22 protein-coding genes are annotated in these 26,958 nt (G+C 47.9%); 19 read left to right on the top strand and 3 right to left on the bottom strand.

Annotated elements, in window-relative coordinates; all coding sequences use genetic code 11:
• Positions 1–56 precede the first annotated feature (56 nt).
• The 7 genes from rlmN (at position 57) to spoVM (ending at position 6,267) form a co-directional block, all read left to right on the top strand.
• Positions 57–1,097, top strand: coding sequence for a dual-specificity RNA methyltransferase RlmN (gene rlmN / locus IEW26_RS02465; RefSeq protein WP_111271055.1), 1,041 nt, complete (start codon positions 57–59; stop codon positions 1,095–1,097).
• 7 nt (positions 1,098–1,104) lie between these two features.
• On the top strand, positions 1,105–1,881 hold the full coding sequence (locus tag IEW26_RS02460; protein WP_111271054.1) for a Stp1/IreP family PP2C-type Ser/Thr phosphatase: 777 nt from the start codon (positions 1,105–1,107) through the stop codon (positions 1,879–1,881).
• Positions 1,878–4,103: a Stk1 family PASTA domain-containing Ser/Thr kinase gene (gene pknB / locus IEW26_RS02455; RefSeq protein WP_188591166.1), complete on the top strand. Its 2,226-nt coding sequence runs from the start codon at positions 1,878–1,880 to the stop codon at positions 4,101–4,103. The genes IEW26_RS02460 and pknB overlap by 4 nt, the downstream gene beginning before the upstream one ends.
• 83 nt (positions 4,104–4,186) lie before the next feature.
• A complete protein-coding gene (gene rsgA, locus IEW26_RS02450) occupies positions 4,187–5,104 on the top strand; it encodes a ribosome small subunit-dependent GTPase A (protein WP_145403989.1) in 918 nt (305 codons plus the stop codon).
• Positions 5,105–5,106: 2 nt separating this feature from the next.
• Positions 5,107–5,766 (top strand): ribulose-phosphate 3-epimerase, encoded by a 660-nt coding sequence (gene rpe / locus IEW26_RS02445; protein ID WP_188591165.1) that lies wholly within the window; start codon positions 5,107–5,109, stop codon positions 5,764–5,766.
• Positions 5,767–5,769: 3 nt separating this feature from the next.
• On the top strand, positions 5,770–6,030 hold the full coding sequence (locus tag IEW26_RS02440; RefSeq protein WP_188591164.1) for a hypothetical protein: 261 nt from the start codon (positions 5,770–5,772) through the stop codon (positions 6,028–6,030).
• A 156-nt stretch (positions 6,031–6,186) separates the two neighbouring features.
• Positions 6,187–6,267: a stage V sporulation protein SpoVM gene (gene spoVM / locus IEW26_RS02435; RefSeq protein ID WP_019424875.1), complete on the top strand. Its 81-nt coding sequence runs from the start codon at positions 6,187–6,189 to the stop codon at positions 6,265–6,267.
• A gap of 283 nt (positions 6,268–6,550) precedes the next feature.
• Here spoVM and rpmB read toward each other — a convergent pair whose 3' ends face one another.
• Entirely contained in the window at positions 6,551–6,739 is a 189-nt protein-coding gene (rpmB, locus tag IEW26_RS02430; RefSeq protein ID WP_024631107.1) for a 50S ribosomal protein L28, read from the bottom strand.
• A 634-nt stretch (positions 6,740–7,373) separates the two neighbouring features.
• Here rpmB and fakA point away from each other — a divergent pair.
• The 4 genes from fakA to IEW26_RS02405 all read left to right on the top strand — a co-directional run bounded on the left by fakA (position 7,374) and on the right by IEW26_RS02405 (position 12,561).
• Positions 7,374–9,167, top strand: coding sequence for a DAK2 domain-containing protein (fakA, locus tag IEW26_RS02420; RefSeq protein ID WP_188591163.1), 1,794 nt, complete (start codon positions 7,374–7,376; stop codon positions 9,165–9,167).
• Between the two features lie 101 nt (positions 9,168–9,268).
• Positions 9,269–10,132, top strand: coding sequence for a DegV family protein (fakB, locus tag IEW26_RS02415; RefSeq protein WP_145403984.1), 864 nt, complete (start codon positions 9,269–9,271; stop codon positions 10,130–10,132).
• Positions 10,133–10,143: 11 nt separating this feature from the next.
• Positions 10,144–12,189: an ATP-dependent DNA helicase RecG gene (gene recG, locus IEW26_RS02410; protein WP_188591162.1), complete on the top strand. Its 2,046-nt coding sequence runs from the start codon at positions 10,144–10,146 to the stop codon at positions 12,187–12,189.
• 84 nt (positions 12,190–12,273) lie between these two features.
• Positions 12,274–12,561 carry a stage VI sporulation protein F gene (locus IEW26_RS02405; protein ID WP_111271045.1) on the top strand — a complete coding sequence of 96 codons (288 nt, stop codon included), beginning with the start codon at positions 12,274–12,276 and terminating at the stop codon, positions 12,559–12,561.
• 1,175 nt (positions 12,562–13,736) lie between these two features.
• Here IEW26_RS02405 and IEW26_RS02400 read toward each other — a convergent pair.
• Both IEW26_RS02400 and IEW26_RS02395 read right to left on the bottom strand, forming a co-directional pair.
• A complete protein-coding gene (locus tag IEW26_RS02400; RefSeq protein WP_229729617.1) occupies positions 13,737–15,326 on the bottom strand; it encodes a response regulator transcription factor in 1,590 nt (529 codons plus the stop codon).
• A 17-nt stretch (positions 15,327–15,343) separates the two neighbouring features.
• Positions 15,344–17,140, bottom strand: coding sequence for a sensor histidine kinase (locus tag IEW26_RS02395; protein WP_188591160.1), 1,797 nt, complete (start codon positions 17,138–17,140; stop codon positions 15,344–15,346).
• A 130-nt stretch (positions 17,141–17,270) separates the two neighbouring features.
• On the opposite strand from IEW26_RS02395, the gene IEW26_RS02390 reads away from it, so the two are divergent.
• The 8 genes from IEW26_RS02390 (at position 17,271) to IEW26_RS02360 (ending at position 26,777) form a co-directional block, all read left to right on the top strand.
• Positions 17,271–18,593 (top strand): ABC transporter substrate-binding protein, encoded by a 1,323-nt coding sequence (locus tag IEW26_RS02390; RefSeq protein WP_188591159.1) that lies wholly within the window; start codon positions 17,271–17,273, stop codon positions 18,591–18,593.
• A gap of 168 nt (positions 18,594–18,761) precedes the next feature.
• On the top strand, positions 18,762–19,640 hold the full coding sequence (locus IEW26_RS02385; protein ID WP_188591158.1) for a carbohydrate ABC transporter permease: 879 nt from the start codon (positions 18,762–18,764) through the stop codon (positions 19,638–19,640).
• Entirely contained in the window at positions 19,637–20,473 is an 837-nt protein-coding gene (locus IEW26_RS02380) for a carbohydrate ABC transporter permease (protein WP_188591157.1), read from the top strand. Before IEW26_RS02385 ends, IEW26_RS02380 begins: the two co-directional genes overlap by 4 nt.
• A 14-nt stretch (positions 20,474–20,487) precedes the next feature.
• Positions 20,488–20,628 (top strand): hypothetical protein, encoded by a 141-nt coding sequence (locus IEW26_RS30195; protein WP_229729616.1) that lies wholly within the window; start codon positions 20,488–20,490, stop codon positions 20,626–20,628.
• A gap of 7 nt (positions 20,629–20,635) precedes the next feature.
• Positions 20,636–22,108, top strand: a complete 1,473-nt coding sequence (locus IEW26_RS02375) for an alpha-L-rhamnosidase-related protein (RefSeq protein ID WP_373288428.1) — start codon at positions 20,636–20,638, stop codon at positions 22,106–22,108.
• Between the two features lie 268 nt (positions 22,109–22,376).
• Positions 22,377–24,026, top strand: coding sequence for a sensor histidine kinase (locus IEW26_RS02370; RefSeq protein WP_145404323.1), 1,650 nt, complete (start codon positions 22,377–22,379; stop codon positions 24,024–24,026).
• A gap of 467 nt (positions 24,027–24,493) precedes the next feature.
• Positions 24,494–25,309 carry a LytR/AlgR family response regulator transcription factor gene (locus tag IEW26_RS02365; protein ID WP_188591648.1) on the top strand — a complete coding sequence of 272 codons (816 nt, stop codon included), beginning with the start codon at positions 24,494–24,496 and terminating at the stop codon, positions 25,307–25,309.
• A 199-nt stretch (positions 25,310–25,508) separates the two neighbouring features.
• A complete protein-coding gene (locus IEW26_RS02360; protein WP_229729685.1) occupies positions 25,509–26,777 on the top strand; it encodes an L-lactate MFS transporter in 1,269 nt (422 codons plus the stop codon).
• Positions 26,778–26,958: the final 181 nt, after the last annotated feature.

Raw genomic sequence — 26,958 nt, 5'->3', positions numbered from 1 at the left:
CAGTAAAACGCTGGAAAGCTAATGAAAAGAAAAAAGGAATAGGTGTTGACTACAAAATGAAACCTTTTATATACGATTTTTCCCTGGAGCAGTTACAGCAATGGGCTGTTGAGAACGGGGAGCCTGCGTTTCGCGGCGGCCAGATTTTTGACTGGATTTATGTGAAGCGTGTGAATGATTTCAGTGAAATGACGAATCTGTCCAAAGCTTTGCGTGAGAAGCTGGCAGACCAGTTTGAATTTGTAACCCTCAAAGAAATTACCAAGTTTGAGTCCAAGGATGGAACCGTAAAATTCCTCTTTGGTCTGCATGATGATCATGCGATTGAAACGGTCATTATGAAGCATAACTACGGCAACAGCATCTGTGTAACGACACAGGTCGGCTGCCGGATCGGCTGTACGTTCTGTGCATCCACGCTGGGTGGACTCAAGCGCAACCTTACAGCAGGTGAGATTGTAGCTCAGGTTGTACAGGCTCAGAAGATTCTCGACGAGCGTAATGAACGTGTCAGCAGCATCGTAATTATGGGTTCCGGTGAACCGTTTGAAAACTATGAAGCAACGATGACGTTCCTGCGGATCATGATCCACGAAAAGGGACTGAATATCGGTCAGCGTCACATTACCGTGTCTACAAGCGGGATTGTACCGAACATCTACAAGTTTGCAGATGAAGACACACAGATTAATCTCGCGATTTCGATCCACGCACCGAATGATGCTCTTCGTTCGAAGCTGATGCCGGTTAACCGTCGTTTCCCGTTTGATGATGTGATGGAGTCTCTTCGTTACTATCTGGCCAAGACAGGCCGGAGAATTACGTTTGAGTACGCACTGATTGGTGGCGTAAACGACCAGCCGGAGCATGCGGAAGAATTGGCAAGCGTACTGAAAAGCATGTTGTGCCATGTCAACCTGATCCCGGTCAATCATGTGCCTGAGCGCAAATATGTCAGAACGTCAAGAAAAGACATATTTAATTTCCAGAGAATTCTCTCGGAACAGGGAGTTAATGTAACGATTCGTCGTGAACAGGGACATGATATTGCTGCCGCTTGCGGCCAGCTTCGTGCAAAGCATATGGAGTTGAGGTGAGAGCGTTTTGATCAAAACAGTTCATGTGAGCCATATCGGACGAGTACGTTCGGTGAATGAAGATTCAGCCTGGATTCGTAATCTCGATACAGGATATATTCTGGGAATCGTCGCGGACGGCATGGGTGGACATCTTGCCGGAGATACAGCAAGTCGTCTCGCAGTGGAGACACTGGTACAGGATCTGGCCACACTTGAGCCAGGCCTGTCCCATGCTTCCCTGTCAGCTGCACTTAGCGATGCGATTCATCATGCGAATGAAGTCATATTCCGCACAGCGTCTACGGATGACAAGTATCATAATATGGGAACGACTGTGGTCGCTGCCCTATTGAATGATGCGGAAGGTGTGATTGGACATATCGGAGACAGTCGTGCTTATAAAATCACAGGCAAAGAAGTATTTCAGTTGACCGAAGATCACACATTGGTAAATGAATTGTACAAAAATGGTCAGATCAGCAAAGAGGACGTGACTCATCATCCACGGCGCAATGTGCTTACCCGCGCTCTTGGCACAGATGCCGAGGTAAAGGTAGACATGGATACCGTTCGTCTGGAAGAAGGCGAAGTGCTGCTTCTCTGCAGCGATGGACTCAGTAACCTGGTCAGCAATGAGCAGATTATTCAGGTTGCAGGCAATCTTGAACTTGCGCTGGAGGACCGCGCTGACCGATTGCTGCAATTGGCATTGCTTGCTGGAGGGGACGATAACATCACGGTAGCGTTGTTTGAACCCCAGCAGCAGAACGCCGTGCATACGGAAACGGGGTGTGAGTCATGATCGGGCACCAGCTAGGCGGACGCTATGAGGTGATTGAGCGTGTCGGTGGCGGCGGCATGGCGCTTGTGTACAAGGCTCAGGACTTGCTTTTGAACCGAAATGTGGCGATTAAAGTACTGAGACAGCAGTTCGTACATGATGAAGAATTTATTCGCCGTTTCCGCAGAGAAGCACAATCGGCAGCATCTCTCTCCCACCCTAATGTGGTCAGCATCTATGATGTGGGTCAGGAAGATGATGTGCATTATATCGTTATGGAATATGTGGAAGGTAAAAATCTGAATGAGATTATTAAGGAGCGTGCGCCTTTACAGGTTGACGAGGCAGTACACATTGCTTCCCAGATTGCGGACGCACTGGACCACGCGCATCATAATCAGATCATTCATCGGGATATCAAACCGCATAACATCCTGATTGGCCGGAATGGTCGCGTGAAGGTGACGGATTTCGGAATCGCTCGTGCCGTAACCTCGACAACGATTACGCAGACCGGCTCTGTTGTCGGTTCTGTGCATTATTTCTCGCCAGAGCATGCCAAGGGCATTGTAACCGGGGAGAAATCGGACTTATATTCTCTAGGTATTGTACTCTATCAAATGCTGACCGGACAGCTTCCTTTTCTGGGAGAAAGTCCGATCAGTGTGGCTTTGAAGCACTTGCAGGAAGAGTTTGATGAACCACGCAAGTTCAATCCGCTTATTCCGCAAAGTGTGGAAAATGTCATTCTCAAATCGATGCGTAAAAATCCGCAGGAGCGTTATCAGTCAGCCAAAGAAATGCAGAATGATCTGGAAACATGTCTTTTGCCAGAGCGACGCAATGAGTCGAAGGTTGATTTTCCCGATGAGGATGATATAGACCAGACTCGTGTTATGCCGGCGATTAAACCGGAGCCGCGTGGAATGACATCTACAGGGACAATGCCTGTGATGGATACGGATACAGATGAGAATTCGAGCAAACCGAAGAAGAAAAACTGGAAAAAACCGACATTGCTTATATCATTGACTCTTCTTATTCTGGTTGCGATGGTTGGTGTGGTATGGTATGTCAAAGGTATGCTCGTTGTACCTGAGGTCACCGTTCCTGATGTGGTCAACCAGACGGAAGAAAAAGCCCGCCAAATGTTGGAGGCTGAAGGCCTGGTTGTAAGTAATGATGTCATTCGACAGTACCAGGAAAATGTAGAGCCCGGTACGGTCTTTGATCAGAGCAGAGATGCAGGCGATGTGGTCAAAAAAGGCACAGAAGTGCAGCTGAGTGTAGGTGCTGAGAAAACAAAGACACCAATGATTGACGTTAAGGGAGACCCTTATACAGAAGCGGTCAAAAGACTGACCGCATTGGGCTTCAAAGAAGACCAGATCAAACGTAAGGATGACTTCTCCAACGAAGTGCCTTCAGGTTCAGTTATTTCCCAGACGCCTGGTGTAAATGAAGAAGTTGATCCTGATGTTGATGAAATTGAGTTAACCGTGAGCAAGGGTGCTGAAACGGTTAAAATGCCTGATCTGAAAAATCATACACGCAGTGAAGCAGAACAAATGCTGAAAGAGAAGGGACTTGTGCTCGGACAGGTGCAGGAGGAATCCAGCTATACGGTAGAACAGGGCAAAGTTACGCAGCAATGGCCTGTGGAAGCCGGAGCAGATGTGAGTCCTGGCGACAAGATTACGATCTTTATCAGCACAGGTTATCCGGATCAGGCACTTGAATATCCGTTTAACATCAACGTATCACCGAAAGAAGTGGGCAAAAACAGCAAAATCCGTATTACCTATGAAGATGCACGCGGCAAAAATCAGGAGTGGGGCACACGTACGATCAATTCTGCTCAAGTCCTGACAATTCCGCTTGTGCTAGCACCAAATGAAAACGGTGCGGTGTCCGTTTATCGTGATGGCAAATTCCTGGATACGTATGTTGTATCTTATAGTGAAGCGAAGAACGGTACAGTGAACGTACCTTCCATTGATCCGGAGCAGAACACACAAGCTCCGCCAGCGAACACCCCTGATCCGGGGAATGGTGACAACGGCAATGGAAATGGTGATGGTAATGTGGACAATGGCGGGGAAACGGACCCTGGTTCTACTCCCGTTGATGGGGAAGGAGATAATCAGGAAGGTGACACCTCGGCCATGAAGACGGATAAAGGTCCGGGCAAGCATAAAGAGGATAAGAAAAAAGGAGTTATCAACGCATCAGGCCGTCCATAAGGACGGCTTATGCTGGCGTAAGGCCAAGGCGTAAGCGACATTGTGATTGTAACTGAACTGACTTGAAGGAGGGCGACGGAGCTGTGCCAGAGGGTATCATCGTAAAAGCATTAAGTGGTTACTACTATGTCATGCCGGTGGAAGACAACGGGGTTCCTTCGGTTGAAGGTTCCGCCGTTCAATGTAGAGCCAGAGGAATTTTTCGAAAAAGAGGTACTTCTCCACTGGTTGGCGATCGCGTAAGCTACATGCTGACAGAGAACGGAGAAGGAACGGTGGATGAAATTCACAAGCGTGAGACTGAATTGATTCGTCCTCCTGTGGCTAATGTTAGCCTGGCTGTTCTGCTGTTTTCGGTCAAAGAGCCTGACATGAATCTGAATCTGCTGGACAAGTTCCTTGTTCATATCGAACAGGCAGGGCTTGATGCCTTGATTGTATTGACAAAACAGGATCTGATCGACCCGGAGGCCGAGGATCGAAACATTGTCGCTGAAGTGAAGGCACTGTACGAGCAAATTGGTTACGAGGTTATTTCGACCAGTTCCCGGACAGGAGAAGGCAGTGAGCTGCTCAGGGAACGGCTGGCTGGCAAGATCAGTGTATTCTCGGGTCAATCCGGTGTGGGCAAATCCTCCATGCTGAATGCACTGATGCCTGGACTTACGCTGGAGACGAGTGCGATCAGCATGCGTCTGGGACGGGGTAAGCACACGACCAGACACGTAGAGCTTATTCCATTGGATAACGGAGGATTTGTCGCGGATACCCCTGGATTCAGCCAGCTGGACTTCCTGGAGATTGGTGTAGAGGAGTTATCCACTTGTTTCCGGGAGTTTGCCCAGTTTGCTGATCAGTGCAAGTTCCGTGGATGTACACATACGCATGAACCGGGCTGCCGGGTGCTTGCGGCAAAAGAGGAAGGATTGATCTCTGAAAGCCGATATCAGCACTATGAGCAGTTCCTGACTGAGATGAAAGATAAGAAGCGGAGGTATTAACCATGATTAAAATTGCTCCATCCATATTATCAGCCGATTTTGCCAAGCTTGGCGCGGAAGTTGCTGAAGCTCAGGCTGCAGGCGGAGACTGGATTCATGTTGACGTGATGGACGGTCATTTCGTTCCTAATATTACGCTGGGCCCGGCAATTGTAAAGGCCATTGCACCGCATACCACACTGCCGCTGGACGTTCACTTGATGATCGAGAATCCTGAACGGTACGTGGAAGAGTTTGCAAAAGCGGGTGCGGCGGTTATTACTGTTCATGCCGAGGCATGTGTACATCTGCACCGGGTAATTCATCTGATTAAAGAGCAGGGTGTCAAGGCAGGTGTTGCCCTGAATCCGGGCACTCCGGCGAGTGCCATTCAGGAAGTGCTGGATGATGTAGATATGGTGCTTGTTATGACGGTTAATCCGGGCTTTGGGGGTCAGGCATTTATCTCTGGCACAATGAATAAAATCAAGCAGATTCGCACATGGTTGAATGAAAAAGGACGTCACGACGTACATATCGAGGTTGATGGCGGTATTGCTGCCGATACAGCTCCGCTTGTCGTGGAAGCTGGCGCTGACGTGCTTGTGGCTGGTAGTGCCGTATTCAGTCGTGAAGACCGCTCTGCCGCGATTGCCGAGATTCGCAGCAGCTACGAGGGTTAATTCATGACCTTCAAGGAGACGCTGTGGACAATGGCTGCGAGTCTGGTAACGGGGCTGGTGCTTGCGCTGTTTGCCGTGCTTCAGGCTCCGTACAATGCGCTCACGTCCTTGATCGGGGTTGCAGTATTCATTATGTATTTCCGCAAGTTTGATCGGAAGGGACTTCGGATTACCTTTGTTGTATTCAGCATTTTGTATTATCTCATGAGTGTTTTCATGATTGCCGTCTATCAGTATATTCCCGCGCAAAGCGAAATGGGCTGATGATCAGGCTTGTCATGTGGAATAGGGACAGCAGGTTCCGCATAAATATGGTTACATGAGCAGGTTTCTCATGTAGCCTTTTTTGTCGTGTTGGGGTGAAAAAGGCCTGAAGCATAGGATACGGCGGACGCATGAGCATGATGGGGAGGGTGAAGTATGAAATTTTACACATTCAAACTGCCGAAGTTTTTGGGAGGGTTTGTAAAGGCGATCCTGAATACGTTTCAAAAGAACTGATCTGGTCTACAAGATTGATAAGCACTACAGTACCTATACGTTGATCAGCAGCATCGTTAGGCGAATACCGCCGCTTTGGCACAAGGCTCATCTGGAGAACCGGATCTGCATGAAGTGCCATGCGGCGGACATTCCTGTGTATTCAGGACACGGTGCCACAGCATCACGTTCTTGCTGCTGCATGAAATCAGATGGTTTGAAGGGGCTTTTTGTAAATACCAAAAAAGCACCTGCAAGGAACAAGGTGCTTTTTGCTTATCCGATTTATAGTAGCTTTGCGTGATTATACGCGAGTCACTTTACCGGCTTTCAGTGCACGGGTGCTTACGTATACACGTTTCGGTTTGCCGTTCACGAGAATGCGGACCTTCTGAACGTTTACGCCCCAAGAACGACGGTTACGGTTGTTAGCGTGGGATACGTGGTTACCGGTGCCCGGTTTCTTACCTGTCACATAACATTTGCGAGACATAGATTACACCTCCTATCCTAAAATAACCAGTGCCTTCGGAGAGACGAACGTCATTCCATAAGGACTCAATTGTTCTTTCCTGACCCTGAGATCAGGCTTCAGTAGCTAATGGCGTTGTTCAAGCCGGCATGGCCGGATCATTTCCATTACTTAACCTGCATAAAACAATACTTGAATATAATATCATAATTAAAAAAGCTTCGTCAACTGATCCAAAAACTTTATTTATTTCTCTTGTCTAATATAGTACAATGTTGAATAGTCCATAGTACAGCCATGAACAGGCTGTTGCCGCGGGAAGCCGGAGAAAAAACCGTACGTAGAGGTTGGAGGTTTGCTTTTTTGGCAACGCTGTGAGATGCGGCATTCCATCACTGGCACCAGTCTCCATGCGGCATTCATGTCGGCTTCTGATACCGGTGCATATCCCTATGCCCGCAAACGGGTTGCAGAGAATGCAGGATATTGGTAGCCCGGCCGCCCAGACCGTTTACCCGGCTGACATGTTGTATAATATGCCTGTGCCGGACAAGGTATGGACGAAGAATAACGCAGATGCGTTTACGCATGAACAGACCAAAATGATTCTTGGTGCAAGATGTTCGTGTATCAAGCTAGGAAGGGGAATTCTCACTTGAGTATACGTTCTTTAAATGGAACAGATTTCACCGCAATGGTCATTGCCGGAGCGGAACAACTAGGGCAGCACGCAGAACATGTCAATTCCCTGAATGTTTTCCCGGTGCCGGATGGCGATACGGGAACAAACATGAATTTGACAATGACTGCCGGTGTTGCAGAGATTAAAAGGAAAAGCTCTGCCTCCATCGGAGAAGCTGCCGGAATTTTATCCAAAGGCCTGCTTATGGGGGCACGCGGTAACTCCGGGGTTATTTTATCCCAATTGTTCCGTGGATTTAGCCGTTCAGCAGCTGCGCATGAGGAATTGAATACAATTCAATTTGCTGCCGCCCTGCAAAATGGTGTGGACGCAGCTTACAAAGCTGTAGTGAAACCCGTAGAAGGCACCATTCTTACCGTAGCCAAGGAAGCGGCGAAACATGCCACCTACTATGCAAGACGGACGAATGATATAACTGAATTAATGAATGAAGTTCTAATAAAAGCAAAAGAAGCACTGGCGATGACTCCGGAAATGCTGCCTGTATTAAAGCAGGTTGGTGTGGTCGATTCAGGCGGTCAGGGGCTTGTATATATTTATGAAGGATTTATGGAAGTGCTGCTTCGTGAGGGTGGTTCACGATCTATGATACAAAAAGAGTCTGTTCCGTCAGCAGCTGTGAAACCGTCTGCACAGCCAGAGCCGGTGACAACGAAGGCGGCACAGGTTATTGCTCCAGAGATGCCGTTGTCTGCTCAAGCCCGTCTGGAAACGGAAGATATTGAATTTCTGTATGACATGGAGTTCTTTATTAACCGCGAGCTTGGAGAAAATGCCGGAACAGCTTTTGATGATGAGACGTTCCGGAAAGCGCTGTCAATAAATGGAGATTCTATCATCATCATTGCAGATGATGAAGTGATCAAGGTGCATGTTCATTCCAAAACACCTGGTGATGTATTAAATCTGGCTTTGAAATATGGCGAGATTACACAGATTCATATTTTGAATATGCGCGAGCAGCATCGTGATCTGTTGACTGCGGGCATGGACGGGGCAGCTTCGCCTGATTTGTTTGCTGATATACCTCAAGAAAAGACAAGCACACTTGAAGAAGCGGTGTTGCCGGCGGATGAAATGGCACCTTACGGTTTTATTGCGGTGTCTTCCGGCGATGGTATAGCCGAGATTTTCAAAAGCCTGGGAGTGGATATCGTTCTGTCAGGTGGACAGACGATGAATCCAAGCACAGAGGACTTTGTCAAAGCGGTGCGTTCGATCGCTGCAGAACAGGTGTTTATTTTGCCTAACAACTCCAACATTGTACTTGCTGCTGAACAGGCTCGTGAACTGCTGGAGGACGAACGCCGTATTACGGTTATTCCAAGCAAGACCATTCCACAAGGCATGGCTGCTGCTTTTGCTTTCCAGGAGGACGAGTCTGCTGAAACTAATCGGGATCAGATGCTGGAAGCGATCAGCCGTGTACAGTCCGGTCAAGTAACTCATGCCGTTCGGGATACGCAGTATGATGAGCTGGATATCAAGGCGGGACACTATATCGGTATTCATAACTCCAAAATTGTTGCAACAGACGAGAGCATGCTTCGTGCTTGTGAAGGGCTGCTTGCACAAATGCTGGAGAGCGGGGATGAAGTCGTTACGATTCTTGAAGGAGAAGAGGCTGATCCCGAGGTGACCGGTGCTTTGGCTGCATGGCTGGAAGAGCAGTATCCGGCTGCTGAGGTTGAGGTGCATCAGGGAGGACAGCCTGTGTATTATTATCTGTTCTCTGTCGAGTCCTGAGTCAAGCTGGAAACACAAACCGATTATTGCACTTTATGGTGCTGACAGATGGTTTGCTGAAAAAGGCTCCATTGTACTTTGGGTGAAGAGGAGGAATGCACATGAACCACAAAGTTGCGATTGTAACGGACAGTACAGCGGATATTCCTGAGGAACTGATTCGTAAATACGATATACATGTGGTTTCGCTGCGTGTGTTGTTCGGGGAAGAAAACTATGCGGACGGGGTGGAGCTGACTTCGGAGCAGTTCTACGACAAGCTGAGGCAGAGCACTGTGCTGCCTACAACTTCGCAGCCTTCTCCTACGGATTTCATGAGCGTATACCAGCGATTGCTGGATGAAAATCCGGACAGACCAATTGTTTCCATACACCTGTCTTCGGGCATGAGCGGTACGTATCAATCGGCGATGCTCGGCAAGTCTCTTCTGGAACGTGAAGCCGATCTTACGGTCATTGATTCAAAATCGGCTTCCTACGGGTATGGTTTAATGGTTGTACATGCTGCCGAGCTTGCCGAACAAGGCAAGTCTGTAGCTGAGATTTCAGCTGCTGTTGAGGAGATGCAGCAATCCCGCAAGCTGTTTTTTCTGGTGGATACGCTGGAGTATCTGCAGAAGGGCGGACGGATTGGCAAGGCCTCGGCTATACTGGGAACGCTGCTTAACATTAAACCGATCCTGTCTATTGATGAAGAGGGCATCATCTACGCTGTAGAGAAAGTCAGAGGCCATAAAAAGGCAATGGCACGTATCATTGAGCTGTTCCAGAAGGATCTGGCTGGAAAACGGGTCAACGTTGCGGTAGGTCATACCGCTGATCCTGCATCGGCAGCAGCTTGTGCTGAACAGTTAAGGAGTCATTTTACACTTAATGAAGTGATCTATACCAATATCGGGGCCGTCATCGGCAGCCATGTGGGACCCGGTGTCATTGCGATCTTTATGTGGCCTGTTCCGGAATGAGGGATTAAGACATGAAGCTTGAAGATATATCAGTGAAACAAATTAACGGCGTGAGTGCTCTCAGAGAGGGAGAGCTTCACGCCTTTGGCATCTCTAGTGTGAGAGACCTGTTAGAGTATTATCCGTTTCGTTACGAAGATTATCGTCTGCGTTCGCTGAGTGAGGTCAAGGACGGAGACAAAATTACGGTACAGGGACAAGTTATGGGGGTTCCCGTGCTGCAGCGTTACGGCAAGAAGTCACGTCTGACCTGCAAAATTATGACGGAAGAGTGGATGATTACGGCAACGTGGTTTAACCGCCATTTTCTCAAGGACCAGCTTACGCCTAATCGGGAAATTGTGCTTACCGGTAAATGGGAGCAGAAGCGGATGCAGCTTACGGTATCTGACTCGGAGTTTCCGGATAAAGGAGATGGACGCTCTGGCACATTGCAGCCAGTTTATTCCGTCACGGGCAAGCTGACGCAGCAGTGGATGCGCAAGACGATTAACCAGGGCTTAATTCAATACGGGGATATGATTCCCGAGATTCTGCCTCATTCCTTGATCAAAAAATATAATTTCATGCCGCGTAAGCAGGCCATTGCCGGTATTCATCGTCCGCAGGACAATCAGGAGGGCCAGCGAGCCAGACAGCGGATGGTCTATGAGGAATTATTTCTATTCCAGCTTAAAATGCAGGCGTTCCGTGCACTGAATCGGAATCGGATGGATGGCATGGTGCATACGACGGACAATACAACAATCCGTGAGTTTGTTCGAAGTCTGCCATTCGAGCTTACGGTTGCACAGAAGAAGGTTGAGCTTGAAATATTGCATGATATGCGTTCGCCCTATGCGATGAATCGACTGCTGCAGGGGGACGTAGGCTCTGGTAAAACGGTAATTGCAGCCATTGCGCTCTATACAACTGTGCGATCAGGCTTTCAGGGGGCTCTCATGGTGCCTACTGAAATTCTGGCAGAGCAGCATATGCGTTCGTTGCAGAGGCTGTTTGAACCGTTTGGTGTTACGGTGGGGCTGTTAACGGGAAGTGTGAACGGGCGCAAACGCAAGGATCTGATTGCCTCATTGCAGATGGGCATGCTCGATATTGTTGTGGGTACACACGCCCTGATCCAGGAGGATGTCTTCTTCCGGGAGCTGGGCCTTGTGGTAACGGACGAGCAGCACCGCTTCGGGGTGAATCAGCGCAGCGTTTTGAGACGTAAAGGGTATAATCCTGATGTGTTAACAATGACAGCTACGCCGATTCCACGGACGCTTGCGATTACGGCTTTTGGAGATATTGAGGTATCCACCATATCGGAGCGGCCAAAGGGACGGATTCCGATCTCTACCTATTGGGTGAAGCATGACATGATGGAGCGTGTGCTTGGTTTTATCTCCAGAGAGGTGGACCAGGGTCGCCAGGCTTATCTGATCTGTCCGCTCATTGAAGAATCGGAGAAGCTGGATGTGCAGAATGCCATTGATCTGCATATGCAGATGCAGCAGAATTTCCCGAAATATAGAGTAGGACTGCTGCATGGCCGCATGACTGCTGCGGAAAAAGAAGAAATGATGCGAGACTTCTACAATAATGATATTCAGCTGCTGGTGTCCACGACGGTAGTGGAAGTCGGCGTCGATGTACCGAATGCCACGTTGATGGTGATTATGGATGCGGATCGGTTCGGTTTGTCTCAGCTGCATCAGCTCCGCGGCCGTGTGGGTCGTGGTGCGCATGCATCGTACTGTGTGCTCATCGCTGATCCCAAGACCGAGGTTGGACAGGAGCGCATGAAGGTCATGACCGAAACCGAGGATGGCTTCGAGGTGTCGCGACGCGATCTGGACCTGCGGGGGCCGGGGGATTTCTTTGGTACTAAACAGAGTGGATTGCCCGAATTCCGTTTGGCCGACATGGTAGCGGATTTTGCTGTACTGGAGCAGGCCAGAGATGATGTGTCTGCGTTGATCGCGGATGCCACGTTCTGGACATCGGTGGATTACGCACCTTTGCGTGATTTTCTTCAGGAGCAGCAGGTGTTTAAGGGCGATCTGATTGATTAACCAAATTAAAAAGTGACAAGTGACCAAGCCCTCCCGACATATGAATAAGAAGTGAGTTCATTTTTTTGGGAGGTGCTGTACGTTTTGGGTTATCAACAATACGGAATCAGTCCGCAGCTGGTGGAGCGGATCAAACTAAAGATGAAAAATCCTGCGGTCAAAGAACGCATCAAAAAGCTGATTGATGGCGTGACCAAGTCCGATCTGCAGGATAAAGCGAAGGTTCGCAGGCTGATCAAATCCTCCGCAGTCATTATGAATGAGCACTTTACCCCTGCACAGGAGGAGCAGTTTGTCGCCTTTGTCATCGCACAGAAGATTGATCCCAACAACACGTTCCATTTGATCAAGCTGTGGGGCATGTTTAGGTAGGCTTGAATGTGATGTGTGGCGCTTCGAAAAAAGGGCTCCTTCTTTACACGGGCACAAGGCCCAATCGCTCTGCTCACAGACAATAAGGCATTGAACATCCAGGCACGAGGTGGCGTGTTATCCCCGGATTTTTGGAATTACTCCTTATACGGGTGAAAATCCGGGGATAAAGGCGTGATGATGCTTCCGAGGAAGCTTTCTTTCTTGGAGAAAGCTTTCAGGCGCCCGCCTCGCTTCTTCAGAAGGGTTCTGTCCTCTCCGTTGTTGTGTGAACGAACATTCTGTTGAAAGGCCGCATAACATTCAAGGAGATTAGCAATGTGTGAAGGGCATAAGGGCATTCTATCAGTCATCTGTGACTCGATGGAATGCCTTTTTGCTGTGGTGCTGTAGGCTGAGATGGGAGGGGGAGGGGAGCCCGCATAGGTTGGGTTGTCGCGGCGATGGGTCAGTATGATGAGATAACTTTTTGAGGGAGTAGTGTGGGTGAACCGTACCGCTACCGCTACCGCTACTGCTGCGGCTAACGAATCGAGAAGAGCTTATTTGGTCGATTTTAGTATGCTGGAAAATGTAACGATTCTGAGAAACGTTATTTCCTTGTTTTTGCCCCGGATTCATCGTTTTTTGCTAGTTTTGGAGGAAATAGCGTCACTGGGATTCGTTACATTTTCGGAAGGGATAAAAACGCTATATTAAGGCTTCTGAGAATCGTTAGAGTTTGGAGTGGCATGATGTGGGTGCATGGAGGAGTTTCGCAGGAATAACGTGCTGAAGATTTGGGCGCATAGATGAAGTTTGGAGAAATAAATGTGTGGTTTGGCGCATAGATAAAGTACTGGTGAAATAATGGTGTGGTTTGGGTGCACAGATAAAGTATGGAGAAATAATTGCGTGTTAAGCCGTGCTCAGCAAGGGAATGAGGCGCTCGGTCGTGCCAAGTGTTGGCGGTGGAAGAGAAGTTGCTTGCATGCTGGCCCGTGTTTGATGTGGGAGTAAGGTTGTTGATTCTAACGGAGGGTGGTACCAGTCTCCCTTCAGAGCAAGTGCCGATGTGGAATCGGCTTTCCTATACGAGCCGACGTCACGAGCTGACGTCTTTGATAGAGCCTCTGGCCTTGATAAAAGACGAAAGGCCAGGGCTCAAGGTAGTCCAAAACAAAGAAACCAGGCCGTTATTCAGGGCTTGGTTTCTTTGTTTTCTCTCCTTTGTGCTGTTTCCGATATTCCTCGGGAGTTAAGCCGGTCATTTTTTTAAATACGCGGAAAAAGTATTTGGGGTTGTCGTAACCGAGCTGCTTGGCGATGCGGTAGATTTTGTCATCGGTGCTGGTCAAGGTATGTTTGGCATGTTCGATGCGCAGGTGGTTGATATAATCGGTAAAATTCTCGCCTTGCTTCTCTTTGAACAGGTAACTGAGATAGCTCGGATTCAGATAAAAGAGAGATGATACCCATTCCAGTGTTAAATCTTTCGCATAGTGATGATCAATATACTGCTTGACGTTGTCAATGACCTGTTCGGAGCGATAGGGATTATATTCCTGCAGCAGCAGAGCTGTTCCTGACAGCACTTTGTCTATATACTGGCGTATGGATTCGATATCAAACGAAATGTCCAGCATCGCCTCCAAACTGGAGGACGCATTCCCGTTGCTTGTACTTATGCCGATCCCGCTGCCGCTTTGCAAATATTGCTGCAGCATTCGTTTGGTCTCAGCGACAATACCCCGGCACTGTTCCTTCAGATGTGCAAGCAAAGCGTCGGGCTGGCGAATGAAAAAGGCAAAGAAATCAGCAATCAACTCTTTGACTTTGGACACGTTGCCGCTTTCGATGAAAAACAGTAGTTCATGTGAACGATCCCAATGCAAGGCATTTAACGGTAGAGGCTGCTCTGTATAGATATAATATTTGCCGAAGTCGGTAATAGAGCGTTGATCCAGAGCCAGAATGGTTTGATGATGCGCCTCCCGGATACCGTTCACATCGGATAGAGGCAAGCTGACGCCAATGCAACATTCGGTAGCAGATTCTGCCAGAATCTGTCCTGAATGCTCAATGGATCGTTGCTTTAGCCGCTCCGCAGCACATCCCTGATCATATATGAGCAGAAACATGAGTTGCTCTGATTGGGGATGCGGGATGTATAGACTTTGTGGGAACGAAGGCAGTTGTGCGGCTGTGTAGGGTTCAGGACTATACATCGTCATCAAAACGAGCTGATCGGCATCCAGGATTGCATTGAATTCACGGGATCGGAACACAGGCCGTTTCGCAGGCATATGGGAGTTCAGCACCAGATGCAGAAACGTCTGGTGATCAGCATCTATTCTCATTTGCTCTGTCTCAACGGTGAGCTGAACAACCTCCTGCTTCAGCGAGTGCTCCTGTTGGAGCATATGAATGGCCTGTTGTAAAGCATGTTGAACTTCGTCCCGGCTAAAGGGCTTGAGCAAGTATTGAACCACTTTGGACGAGATCGCCTCCTGCATATAATCAAAATCGGTGTGCCCGCTAATAACGATAAGTTTGATATGTGGATATCGCTGGCCTATGGTCCGAATCAACCATTTTCCGTCCACCTCGGGCATGCGCATATCCGTGAACACAATGTCAGGTCTGGAGGATTCAATGAGCTCCAGCGCATCGGCCCCGTTATCGGCTTCGCCCACCAATCTTAGCGGATGTTCCGAGATATCCAGTTTTTTCAACAAACCTTTACGAATCAATGGCTCGTCATCTACAACGATAAACGTATACATAAGCGGCACCTCTGCTCTCAAAGACTTGGAATTTCGACGGTAATCCGGGTTCCCTGATGCATTTCACTGTTGATGGATAGTCCGTACCCGTCGCCATAATACAGAACAATTCGTGAATGTACGTTTTTGATGCCAATGCTCTGCTTGAGCCTTTGACCGACAGCGATGAACTCGGGTGGTTGTGATAGCAACTGTTGCAGTTCAAGCACCTGTTCGCGGGACATGCCTGCACCATCATCGCATACTTTGAAAATAATTCGATCCTCTTGAAGCTTGCCAGTTATGGAGATGGAGCCTTTCCCGCGTTTGTTCTCCAGCCCGTGATAGATTGCATTCTCTACGAGCGGCTGCAGAAGCAGTTTCAGCATATGGCGGCTTCTAACCTCAGGGTCCACAAGAAGCTTGAAGGTGATTTTGTCATCATATCTGATCTGTTGGATGGCCATATAATTTTCAACATGCTGAAGCTCTTCATTGACACGTACACGTTCACTGTCGGTTTTGATACTGTAACGGAACATGTCACCCAGTGATTTGGTCATCACCACAATACTTTCGACTTCCTCAATCTCTGCAATGCTGTTGATCGACTCCAGTGTGTTGTATAGAAAGTGAGAGTTAATCTGTGCCTCCAGTGCTTTCATCTGTGAATCCATTGTCAGAATTTTGTTCTGATAGCTCTCTCGAATGTGGGTATCAATCTGCTTCATCATTTTATCGAATTCGTGATACAAGATCCCGATTTCGTCGACCTGTTTGCTTCTTTTGGGTTTGATCTTCACAAAAGGGTGAGATTTGGTTTTACGCATCATTTTGGTTAATTCAATAATCGGTTTGGTTATCAGGTTAGATAGGAAAAAGGACAGAAACAGAAAAATAACTGCACAGCTTACAGCGATATATAACAATAGCTTCTGAGAGATGTTGTACTGCTCATATAGCCGTTCCAGGGATATATTGGCAACGACACTCCAGGGATGTCCGGGTACTTTTTGCATAACGGTCATGATCTTGTCCTGAATGACTTTATACTGTGACAGGCTGTTAACGTGCTCCATGGCTGATGTAAGATTGGGAGCAAGCGACTGACCGACCTGTTGTCCATCGGTAGAGTACAGAATTTTGCCTTGATCATCCGCCAAATACAGGTTCGAGAGACTGGGAGCAGGGTTGCGTTTCAGTCCATCAAAAATACTCATACTGCAATCCAGCATAAACACCCCGAGGAACTCGTGATTGTTCGGGTCGTAGAGAGCCCTTGAAAAACCTATGGACCGCTTGGCATTAATGATATAGGGTTTGACTCCAACCTCACCCACATACAAATCACCTTTACGCTGAATCGTATCCAGATACCATTGATCGTGGAGGGCAATGTAATCGAGACGCAGATCCGTGCCGCTGCTGCCATAACTGATCCATTTACCGTCTGGTGTGAAGAGATACAGGCCATTAATATAATTGGTTCCGAGCAAAATATTCTCAAAAATAAGCTTCAGCTTGCTGCGAATCATAAAGATTTCGTACTGATCATTCGTTGTGTTCAGCTTCATTAATTCATCACTCACTGTACTGTAAGCGGTTGCATTAGAAGACTGCTGAAGCAGCGTGACCGAAATCCGGTCGATGTTCTGCAGGATAACTTCCATGCTTTTAACCGAATTGCCAATGGTTGTAGAGGTTACCAGTGAGGTCTGTTCATTGACCAGCTTAGTATAACTCCGGTAGGAACTGACGGATACCACAATAATAGGTACGATGGATACGAGAACGAGGACCAGAAACAATTTGGTTTTGATGTTGAACAGAATCATACGTGCTCCCCCTGCGGATGTCAATTCTAAAAATAGTGCACCAAACTAGCTAAAGCAAATGTACCCACGCTCACCGTATGATGAGAATGTGCACAAAGCAAGAATAAACATGAATCGGGGGAATGACAAGATGAAAAATAGAAAACGGCTGTGGACGCTGACTTTAGTGCTGCTTATGACATTTCTGAGCGCATGCAGTTCTTCTGGTCAGGAACAGAACAGTTCCGACAATGCTGGCGATGATGCCAATAAGCCGATTACGTTGACGATGATGCTCTCCGGAAACAAAGCTTCGGAAGGAGAAGACTTCGAGCTTGAAACACTGCCTCGTCTGGTCAAGGAGAAATTCCCGAACATTAATCTAGAGGTACAGAAGCTTCCTGATGATCAGTACAATACGTCAGTGCGCACGAAGCTGGCTGCGGGGCAGGGCCCCGATATTTTCTGGATTTTCCCTAAAAATTCAGCAGGCGGAGTTATTGATTTTGCCAAAGCCGGGTTTGCTGCTGACCTGTCTGACTTGAAGTTCTGGGATAACATCAGTCAAGGTGCAAAGGAGGATATGTCTGTGGACGGCAAGCCATACGGCGTATCGGGCGGGATCGCTTTTCTGGGTGCGTATTACAACAAGGAACTGCTGCAGCAGGTGGGTTATTCCGAATTTCCGAAAGATTGGTCTTCCTTCCTGGAACTGTGCCAGAAGCTGAAGGATGCGGGAATTACACCGATTGCGATGGGAGATAAGGACCCTTGGGTGATTCAATTCGGAATGTACCAGATCGCGGCCAACATGGTATACCCGGAAGATATGGATTTTGATGTGAAGCTGCAAAAAGGAGAGACATCGCTGACCGATCCAAAGTGGATTGAAACGATCTCGAGGTATAAAGATCTGTACGACAAGGGCTATGTAGTGAAGAACTCGCTAGGTATTGGAAGTGCTCAATCTGCACAGCTGTTTATTGACGGCAAAGCAGCGATGACCCTGACGGGCACATGGGATTATGCTTCCATGACCTCCAAAGGTGCGGCTGACTTTACCCGTGGTTTCGCTTCCCTTCCAGGCAATGATTCCGGCAAACCGGTATATGTATCTGCTGCAACATCGGCGGGTTACGCACTCAATGCCAAATCGGCCAATCTGGATGCGGCAAAGCAGGTGCTGAATTATTTATTTGACGGACAATCCGAGCTATTCAAGGCGTTTGTGGCTTCCAACAGTTCTATCAGTGTGTATAAGGGCGTGAGCCTTGAGAGGGAATTGTTCAAGGAAGTGAATGATAACTATCAGGAAACGGGCAATTCGGTCTATTTCAGCAATCAGATGTGGCCTGCGGGCGTGTCGGATGTGATGCAAGCCAAGTTTGCAGAGATTATCGCCGGACAGAAGACAACTCCTGAACAGGTAGCTGAAGCTATGGAAAGCAAATTCAGAGAGCTGTGGAAAAACTAGGAGAGTGTCTGAAAACATTGAAGGAAGCCAAGTTTGCTGAATTTTTGTTCAAAGCCAGGAAATTTTCCTAGTTAGATAACAGGAGTTAAGAGACACGACCGGTTGCAGGGGGAAGGGCATTCGAGGCAGCTTCCCTGGCTTCGGTCTTTTCGGAAAGGATGGAGCAAGATGAACTCAACGGTCATGAAAAAGTCCATGTACTGGTTCGCGGTACCCGCATTACTCTTCTACCTGACCTTCTGGATTTTTCCGATCCTGCGGTTATTTCAGTACAGCGTAACGGACTACAATGGCTATGCTCAGGCGTACAGTTATATCGGGCTGGATAATTACAAGGAGCTCTTTCGCGGTGATATTCTCGGTGTATCCCTCAAGAACACATTGATCTATACATTGGTTACCGTTATTGCAGGCAATATCATCGGTCTGGCCATGGCGCTGCTATTGAATATGAAAATAAGAGGAACCGGAATATACCGTTCTTTGGCATACATTCCTACGTTATTCAGTGCTATCGTTGTGGGCTTTCTCTGGAGCTATGTATATATGCCGGATTACGGGCTGATTTCTTCCTTTCTGGATAAACTGGGCATTGCTAATGAACTCAATTTTCTCGGTGATTATTCAACTGCACTTTATTCGATCATTTTGGTGGAAATCTGGAAAACGATTGGCACTACGATGATTATTTTTCTCGCGGGTTTGCAAACGGTCCCGAATGATCTGCTGGAGGCTGGACGGATTGACGGGTGTGGTCCGTGGCGACTGCTCCGGCATGTAAAGATTCCCCTTCTGGCTACAGCTATCACCATTAACGTGACACTTAGCTTGATCAACGGTCTCAAGGCGTTCGACTTTCCGTTTATTATGACGAATGGCGGGCCAGGCACAGCAACGAATACATTAATCTTTTCGATCTATAAAATGGCATTTACCGAGCAGCTCTTCGGCAAGGCCTCAGCACTTGGTGTCATATCGTTTGCCGTTATCATTATCATAACTGCGGTGTTTGTACTCAAGATGAACAAGCGGGAGGTGTCGGCATGATGCTTCGTCGATGGATGGGAAAAGGTACTGTGCAGCTGGCGGTTATACTGATTATGGCGCTGAATCTGATTCCACTTATCATTGCCTTTTCTACGTCGCTGCGTGATCCGAAAGACAATACGAACCCGCTAGTGCTGTTTCAAGGCGTATCTCTGGCAAGCTACAAGGCCGCCTTCGAGCGTATGCATTTCCCGGAAGCGCTCTGGAACAGCGTCGTGCTCACCGGGGTATCGGTCATCTTTGTGGTTGTATTCGCGGCGATGGCTTCGTACCCGATGGCACGGCTGAAAACAAGACTCAGCAAGTTTATGTATTTGTTCTTTCTGTCGGGTCTGGTGGTACCTGCGCAGATGGTGCTCATTCCTATTGTACAGATGATTAATACATTGCATATCCCCACCAATCAATACACACCGATTTTTATGTTCATTACCTGCAGCTTGCCTTTCTCGACCTTCCTGTATACCGGTTTTATTCGCAGCGGTGTGCCTGAAGAAGTAGAGGAGGCTGCACATATCGACGGCGCCGGACTTTTCCAGCGATTCTGGACGGTTGTTTTTCCACTGCTCATTCCAGTGACCGTCTCGGTTATTATTACGCAGGGGGTATGGATTTGGAACGATTACTTTTTTAATATGATCTTTATTTCGGGAGCGGGGGATTCTCCTCTACCTCTGGCTATGCTTGGCTTTTTGGGGGATCAGCAGAATCCGACGCAATGGAATGTATTGTTTGCAGCCTGTTTTCTGTGCGCACTGCCGCTGTTGCTGGTGTTTTTATTTTTACAAAAATATTTTGTTGGCGGCATGACGGTTGGCGCTGTTAAAGGTTAAGGAGGGGAACGGAGATGAGTCATGTAAGTGATAAGCTGAGGAGTGGACAGATGAAGAGTGAGCAAATAAGGAGTCCGCATATCACCAATGCATTCTGGATGGAGCAGGCGCAGCAATGGATTCCGAAGCTTTATGAGCAAAAAGTAGTTTCCTGAGCAGCTTATTCGTTCCATACGTGATGCAGATGCCTTTCAAGGGTGGCGAATAGAGCCGCTGGCCCCGGCAGAAGCCATGTCCGAACAGGTGCTTCGCAAGGGAGACGAGATTACACTGGATTTTGGTCAGCATCTTGTCGGTTATGTCACACTGTCGCTGCTGAATGTGCGAAGTAATGCAGATGCTCCTTTACGATTAAAGCTGACCTTTGGCGAGATGCCATGTGAGGTTGGAGAGGATTTTGCCACATATGAGGGCTGGCTCAGTCGTTCCTGGCTGCAGGATGAGATCGTGAATGTCGATGTGCTTCCGGGTACGATTACGCTGAACCGCCGCTATGCTTTTCGTTATTTGAAGCTTGAAATATTGGAAACGTCCATTCGGTATGATCTTCAGCTCAAGGAAGTGTTCTGTACAACCGTAACGTCTGCTTCCATGGATGCCATAACCCCACTGCCAGCCAGCGTGGATGAGGAACTGGTGCAGCTTGATCAGGTTTCCATTCATACGCTGCGAGATTGTATGCAGACGGTGTTTGAGGATGGGCCAAAGCGTGATCGTCGTCTCTGGATTGGGGATCTGCGTCTACAGGCACTGGTCAATTATGAGACGTTTGGCTGCAATGACCTGGTGAAGCGCTGCTTGTATTTGTTTGCCGGGTCAAGGCTGGAAGGCGGGCAGGTAGGCGCATGTCTATATGAAAAACCTGAACCGTATGTAGACGATATTTATTTGTACGACTATTCCCTGTTTTTTATCACGACGCTGTGGGACTATTACGAAGCAACGAAGGATCGGGACACGTTGGAGGTGCTTTGGCCTGTGGCCAAAGAACAGGTTGATATTGCGCTGAAACGGCTGGATAAGCGTGGGATAGTGCAGGATGATGAGACATGGTATTGTTTCCTCGATTGGCATGAGCAGCTGAACAAACAGGCGGGTGCGCAAGCGGTGCTGATCTACGGGTTGAAAAAAGCTCTATGCATCGCCCGCGAAATGGGACTTTCTGAACAGGTGGAACAGCTTCAGACGCAGATTCGGCGGGCCGAAGAAGCGGCGCTTCAATTTTTGTGGGATGAGGAACAGGGTTTCTTCATGAGTGGTGAACAGCGGCAGGTGTCTTGGGCATCACAGGTGTGGATGATTCTGGCCGAAGTGGTGGACGTGGAGGTGGCGCGTGCATTGCTGCAACGGTTGAAGGGTTATTACGAGGCGATTCCAATGAATACCCCTTACATGATGCATCACTATGTTGAGGCCCTGCTCCAGTGTGGACAACAACAGGAGGCCTTGGATCAGATTCGTACCTATTGGGGCGGTATGATCAAGGATGGAGCAGATACGTTCTGGGAGCTGTATAATCCCGAAGACAAGACATATTCTCCGTATGGCAGCAATCTGATCAACAGTTATTGTCACGCGTGGAGCTGCACGCCGAGTTATTTCATTAGACGTTATTTTGCTGGTGAGGAAGGCTGATCAGAACATGACCTATGCACACTATGCTTATTCTGAAATTTTATGATGTGGTCTCAAAATACAGAAATTCAGGTCAATCGAATCCATCCGATTGGCCTTTTATCATTTTCACAGGATATCCTTTGCTTTCATGACAGCGGAACGGTAAACTGGTGCATACGAGTAGTGCGGTCATAATGTGCACCGGGATGCCGGGTAGTAGGCAGTGCTCAGGCACTGCTGTTTATTTTCAGATAGATGCGGGGGAAGTACGTTGGAAATGTTTACAATGCTGCTGGGACTATTTGAACGGGCGGCGCTGCTGATTATATTTTTGTTTTTTCTGTCACGGGTACCGCGGTTCAGGCAGATTTTGCAAAAAGGAAAGTTAAGAAGACAGGAGTATGCTGCGGTTACACTGTTATTTTGTGCGTTTGCCATCTTTGGTACTTATACAGGCATTAATGTGGAAGGTTCATTGGTCAATGTACGCATTATTGCAATCCTGTCGGGTGGAATTTTGTTTGGTGCGCCTGTTGGCATCATTACGGGCATTGTCTCAGGGGTGCATCGATACCTCATTGATATGGACGGCATTACCGCTATTCCGTGTCTTATTACAAGTGTTCTCGCGGGTCTGGTGTCCGGTTACATTCACAAATACACCCCCAAATCCAAGCGCTGGATCATCGGCATTGGTGCAGGCATGATCATTGAAGCACTCACGATGCTGCTGATTCTGCTGTATTCGTATCCTGATCCGCTTGGCGCGGACATTGTATCGAAGATCGCACTTCCCATGATTCTGGGCGAGGTGAACATCGGTCTGATTGTACTTCTGGTACAGAGTGTGGAGGGGGAAAAGGAATTAATTGCAGGGCGTCAGGCCAAGCTGGCACTGGAGATTGCGAATAAAACGCTGCCTTATTTTCGCTCGATTGATGAGGACTCACTCCGTAACGTATGCAGAATAATACAGGAGGATATTCAGGCTGATGCGGTTGCCATTACCGACACGCGGAACGTTCTGGCTTATGTCGGTTTCGGGGAAGAACGGTATCATATTGGCAATGAGATTATTAGCGAGATGACCAAAAGCACGATATCCAGCGGGGAAATTATGATCAGTAATGATGTGACGGATGAGAAAACACCGGATATTCACTCGCTGCTGATTATTCCGCTGAAGGAACGCGGTGAGGTGACCGGTGCGCTCAAAATTTATTATCGAAAAGCTTACAGAATTACGTATCCGCTGCAAACGATGGCTGTTGGGCTCTCCCAGATCATCTCTACTCAGATGGAGGTTTCACGGGTAGAGGAGATTAAGGCTGCAGCGAACAAGGCGGAGCTGCGTGCACTGCAGACCACGATTCATCCTCATTTTCTGTTTAATGCACTCAATGCGATCGCTTCATCGATCCGTACCAAGCCGGACCGCGCACGGGAGCTGATTGTGAACCTCTCAGGATATATGCGTTACAATCTGGAGCTGTCTGATGAGTTGATTGATATTCATAAGGAGCTGGAGCAGGTCCGCAACTATGTAGAGATTGAGAAAGCTCGCTTTGGCAGCAGACTTAGCGTCATCTATGAGATTGATGAAGTGGCAGTGCATATTCCGAGTCTGGTTATTCAGCCCCTTGTGGAGAACGCGATTATCCATGGTATTCTCAAGGTGAAGGGACCAGGAGCGGTACGGATTCGCGTTCAGGATGTTCCTGATTGTGTGCGCATCAGCGTGAGTGATACAGGGGCAGGCATCAGTTCCGATATTATTGAGAAGGTATACCATGATCGCATGCCGGGCAATCAGATTGGGCTGTATAACGTGCATCGGCGTGTGAAGCTGATCTATGGACAAGGCTTAACAATTACAAGACTGGAGCAGGGAACGGATATTTCATTTGATGTGCCCAAAGGAGATGTCTTGACGTGATGTTGTTTTTATGAAAGAGCATGATGAAAGGTATTATGAGAGAGCATGATGGAGGATTTATGAAATGTACGATGAGGGATTTTTGAAAGTAAAAGAGGATGGAATGAAGAGGGATTCTATATAAATTGAATTATTCTTTTACACGTGAACGGAGAGGACAGAAAAAACCTGAAAAAGCGGAGCGGTCGCCTTTATCACCGGATTTTTCCCTTTGGAAAAGGGAATTCAAAAAATCTGGGGATAACAGCGATTGGAAGGTTGTTCTGTCATCGGAGTGGATTGTGTAAAATCTTTAGTTCAACTTATATAGATGAATTACCATGAGAGAGCATCTGATGCAGGTGCTATGAGAGCGCATGATGGAGGTATTTCGAGAGAGTTAGATGGAAGTATTTCGAGGGAGTTAGATGGAAGTAGTATAGGGGTGCATAATGGAGGGTATTATGGGATCGTTAGATAGAGGTATTATGAAAGCTTTAATTGTAGAGGATGAAATTCTGGCTAGTGAGGAGCTTAGTTATCTGATTCAGGAGCACAGCCGCATTCAGATCGTGAGGTGTCTGGAGGATGGCCTCGATGTGCTCAAGTTTCTGCAGGAGCAGGAGGTCGATGTTATTTTTCTCGATATTAATATTCCTTCGCTGGACGGTATGATGCTGGCTCATCATATTGGCATGTTTGCACGTAAGCCCTACATTGTATTTACCACCGCGTACAAGGAACATGCGGCTGAGGCTTTTGAACTGGAGGCATTTGACTATATTCTGAAGCCTTACGACGAGAAACGGATCGCAGCCATGCTACATAAGCTGGAGGCGACCTTCAAGCGGGATCAAGAGCTGAGCGATGGAGTTCAGGTCAGTGGGCTGGAGCAGCAAAACGTGCAAGGAAATCAAGGAACGCAAGGGCACGCTGTAGACAATGACCCTGGATATGAACAGGACAACCAGACTGGAAAACGTATTAATCTGCTGCGCAATGAAAATATTATCGTCACGGATTCGGCGGATATCTATTATGCAGAAGCTCAGGAGAAGGTGACGAAGGTGTACACCAAAAACGGGGAGTTTACGATGCCGGTCAGCATATCTGATTTTCATAGCCGTCTGCCTCAGGATGCCTTCTTCCGTTGTCATCGTTCCTATCTCGTGAATCTTTCCCAGATACGTGAAATTGTACCCTGGTTCAACAATACGTATTTGCTGCGTCTGCGTGATTTGGAGGCTGAAGTACCTGTCAGTCGCGGCAAGGTCAAAGAATTCAGGCAGCTCATGCGCATATAACGGCATTTCATTCCGCAAATGATGCAACTCATGCTCAAATCGGTTGAATGAATCCCCTTTCATGTATGATTGGCTTGTGAACAACGTTCAGGTTTGCTCGAGCAGCATACAGAATGTTCAACAGGTTACAGACATCGGCAAAGGGGAGATTACGATGAAAGCAGCTATTTCATCCGCTTCATCAGCATCTGATTCAACCATGACATCATCTATAAAAATGAACCGCTGGCTCATTGTGCTTGGTACGATCATTGTACAAATGGGGCTTGGCACAATCTACACCTGGAGTTTATTTAACCAGCCGCTGGCTGATCGTTTCGGATGGGACGTCAGTTCGGTTGCGATAACATTTTCAATTACGAGTTTTGCTTTGGCTTTTTCTACGTTGTTTGCAGGTCGGCTGCAGGAGCGTTGGGGGCTTCAGCGCCTGATTCGTACGGCTGGCATTGTGCTCGGGCTGGGACTGATTCTTAGTTCTCAGGTCAGCTCACTAACGCTGCTGTATCTGCTGGCTGGCTTTGTTGTTGGATTCGCGGACGGCACAGCGTATATTACGTCTCTTTCGAATTTAATTAAATGGTTCCCTGAACGGAAAGGTCTGATCTCGGGTATCTCGGTTGGCGCCTTCGGTACGGGTAGTCTATTGTTCAAATATGTGAACTCCGCCTTGATTGGTGCAGTTGGTCCAGCACAAGCGTTTATGTATTGGGGCATCATCGTTCTGGTGCTGATCACTGCAGGATCATTCCTGATCCGTGAGGCGGTCGTTCGCGAGACCTCTCCGGCGGCAGATGTAAAGGCGGGTACGGGTGTGAAACCAGCAGAGGTCCGGCATGAATACACGGTCAAAGAAATGCTTCGTACCAAAGAAGCATACATGCTCTTTGGTATTTTCTTCACAGCTTGTATGAGTGGTCTGTATCTGATCGGTATCGTCAAAGACATCGGCGTGAAGCTCGCAGGACTGGATGTAGCTACAGCAGCGAATGCGGTGGCCATGGTCGCGATTTTCAACACGGCGGGCCGTATCATTCTGGGGGCCTTGTCGGACAAGGTAGGACGTATGAAGGTCATCGCAGGAGCGCTGCTGGTTACAGCTGTAGCCGTTATGACACTGAGTCTCGTACCACTGAACTTTGGCATCTTCTTCGCATGTGTGGCAGCGATTGCCTTCTGTTTTGGCGGTAACATTACTGTGTTTCCAGCTATTGTAGCCGATTACTTCGGTTTGAAAAATCAAAGTAAAAACTATGGCATCATCTATCAAGGCTTTGGATTTGGTGCTCTGGCAGGATCATTCATCAGCGCGCTGCTGGGTGGCTTCCATATCACTTTTATTGTGATCGCTGTACTCTGTGCCGTATCTCTTCTGATGGCTCTGATGATTACACCTCCGGGTTCAAACCGCCGGACACGTACTGCTCAGAAAAAACAGATGCAGCTGAATCCGTCATCACGCGCAAGCTGAACCGGAGCAAAATATTGTATTGTGCATAGTGTAATGCTTCTTCGCTATTCAGTTTAACAACTCTCCAACTGAACACAGAATGCTATGCAAAATGAATAAACAGTTCAGGCAAACGGTCTCTATTGAGACCGTTTTTTTGCTTTTGGAAACCGCTCTGTTATACTCAAGATGAATCGGGGAC

It is taken from the genome of Paenibacillus silvae (assembly GCF_014639235.1).
GTDB classification, from domain to species: Bacteria; Bacillota; Bacilli; order Paenibacillales; family Paenibacillaceae; genus Paenibacillus; species Paenibacillus silvae.
Note: the sequence above shows the minus strand (reverse complement) of the source record. Positions and strands in the feature narration are given on the sequence as shown.

What these genes read in the sequence shown, in the direction of transcription:
- rlmN (WP_111271055.1), top strand. Translation starts at nt 57, where the DNA reads ATGAAACCTTTTATATACGATTTTTCCCTGGAGCAGTTACAGCAATGG.
- pknB (WP_188591166.1), top strand. Translation starts at nt 1,878, where the DNA reads ATGATCGGGCACCAGCTAGGCGGACGCTATGAGGTGATTGAGCGTGTC.
- rpe (WP_188591165.1), top strand. Translation starts at nt 5,107, where the DNA reads ATGATTAAAATTGCTCCATCCATATTATCAGCCGATTTTGCCAAGCTT.
- IEW26_RS02440 (WP_188591164.1), top strand. Translation starts at nt 5,770, where the DNA reads ATGACCTTCAAGGAGACGCTGTGGACAATGGCTGCGAGTCTGGTAACG.
- spoVM (WP_019424875.1), top strand. Translation starts at nt 6,187, where the DNA reads ATGAAATTTTACACATTCAAACTGCCGAAGTTTTTGGGAGGGTTTGTA.
- rpmB (WP_024631107.1), bottom strand. Translation starts at nt 6,739, where the DNA reads ATGTCTCGCAAATGTTATGTGACAGGTAAGAAACCGGGCACCGGTAAC.
- fakB (WP_145403984.1), top strand. Translation starts at nt 9,269, where the DNA reads ATGAACCACAAAGTTGCGATTGTAACGGACAGTACAGCGGATATTCCT.
- recG (WP_188591162.1), top strand. Translation starts at nt 10,144, where the DNA reads ATGAAGCTTGAAGATATATCAGTGAAACAAATTAACGGCGTGAGTGCT.
- IEW26_RS02400 (WP_229729617.1), bottom strand. Translation starts at nt 15,326, where the DNA reads ATGTATACGTTTATCGTTGTAGATGACGAGCCATTGATTCGTAAAGGT.
- IEW26_RS02395 (WP_188591160.1), bottom strand. Translation starts at nt 17,140, where the DNA reads ATGATTCTGTTCAACATCAAAACCAAATTGTTTCTGGTCCTCGTTCTC.
- IEW26_RS02390 (WP_188591159.1), top strand. Translation starts at nt 17,271, where the DNA reads ATGAAAAATAGAAAACGGCTGTGGACGCTGACTTTAGTGCTGCTTATG.
- IEW26_RS02385 (WP_188591158.1), top strand. Translation starts at nt 18,762, where the DNA reads ATGAACTCAACGGTCATGAAAAAGTCCATGTACTGGTTCGCGGTACCC.
- IEW26_RS02380 (WP_188591157.1), top strand. Translation starts at nt 19,637, where the DNA reads ATGATGCTTCGTCGATGGATGGGAAAAGGTACTGTGCAGCTGGCGGTT.
- IEW26_RS30195 (WP_229729616.1), top strand. Translation starts at nt 20,488, where the DNA reads ATGAGTCATGTAAGTGATAAGCTGAGGAGTGGACAGATGAAGAGTGAG.
- IEW26_RS02370 (WP_145404323.1), top strand. Translation starts at nt 22,377, where the DNA reads ATGCTGCTGGGACTATTTGAACGGGCGGCGCTGCTGATTATATTTTTG.
- IEW26_RS02365 (WP_188591648.1), top strand. Translation starts at nt 24,494, where the DNA reads ATGAAAGCTTTAATTGTAGAGGATGAAATTCTGGCTAGTGAGGAGCTT.
- IEW26_RS02360 (WP_229729685.1), top strand. Translation starts at nt 25,509, where the DNA reads ATGACATCATCTATAAAAATGAACCGCTGGCTCATTGTGCTTGGTACG.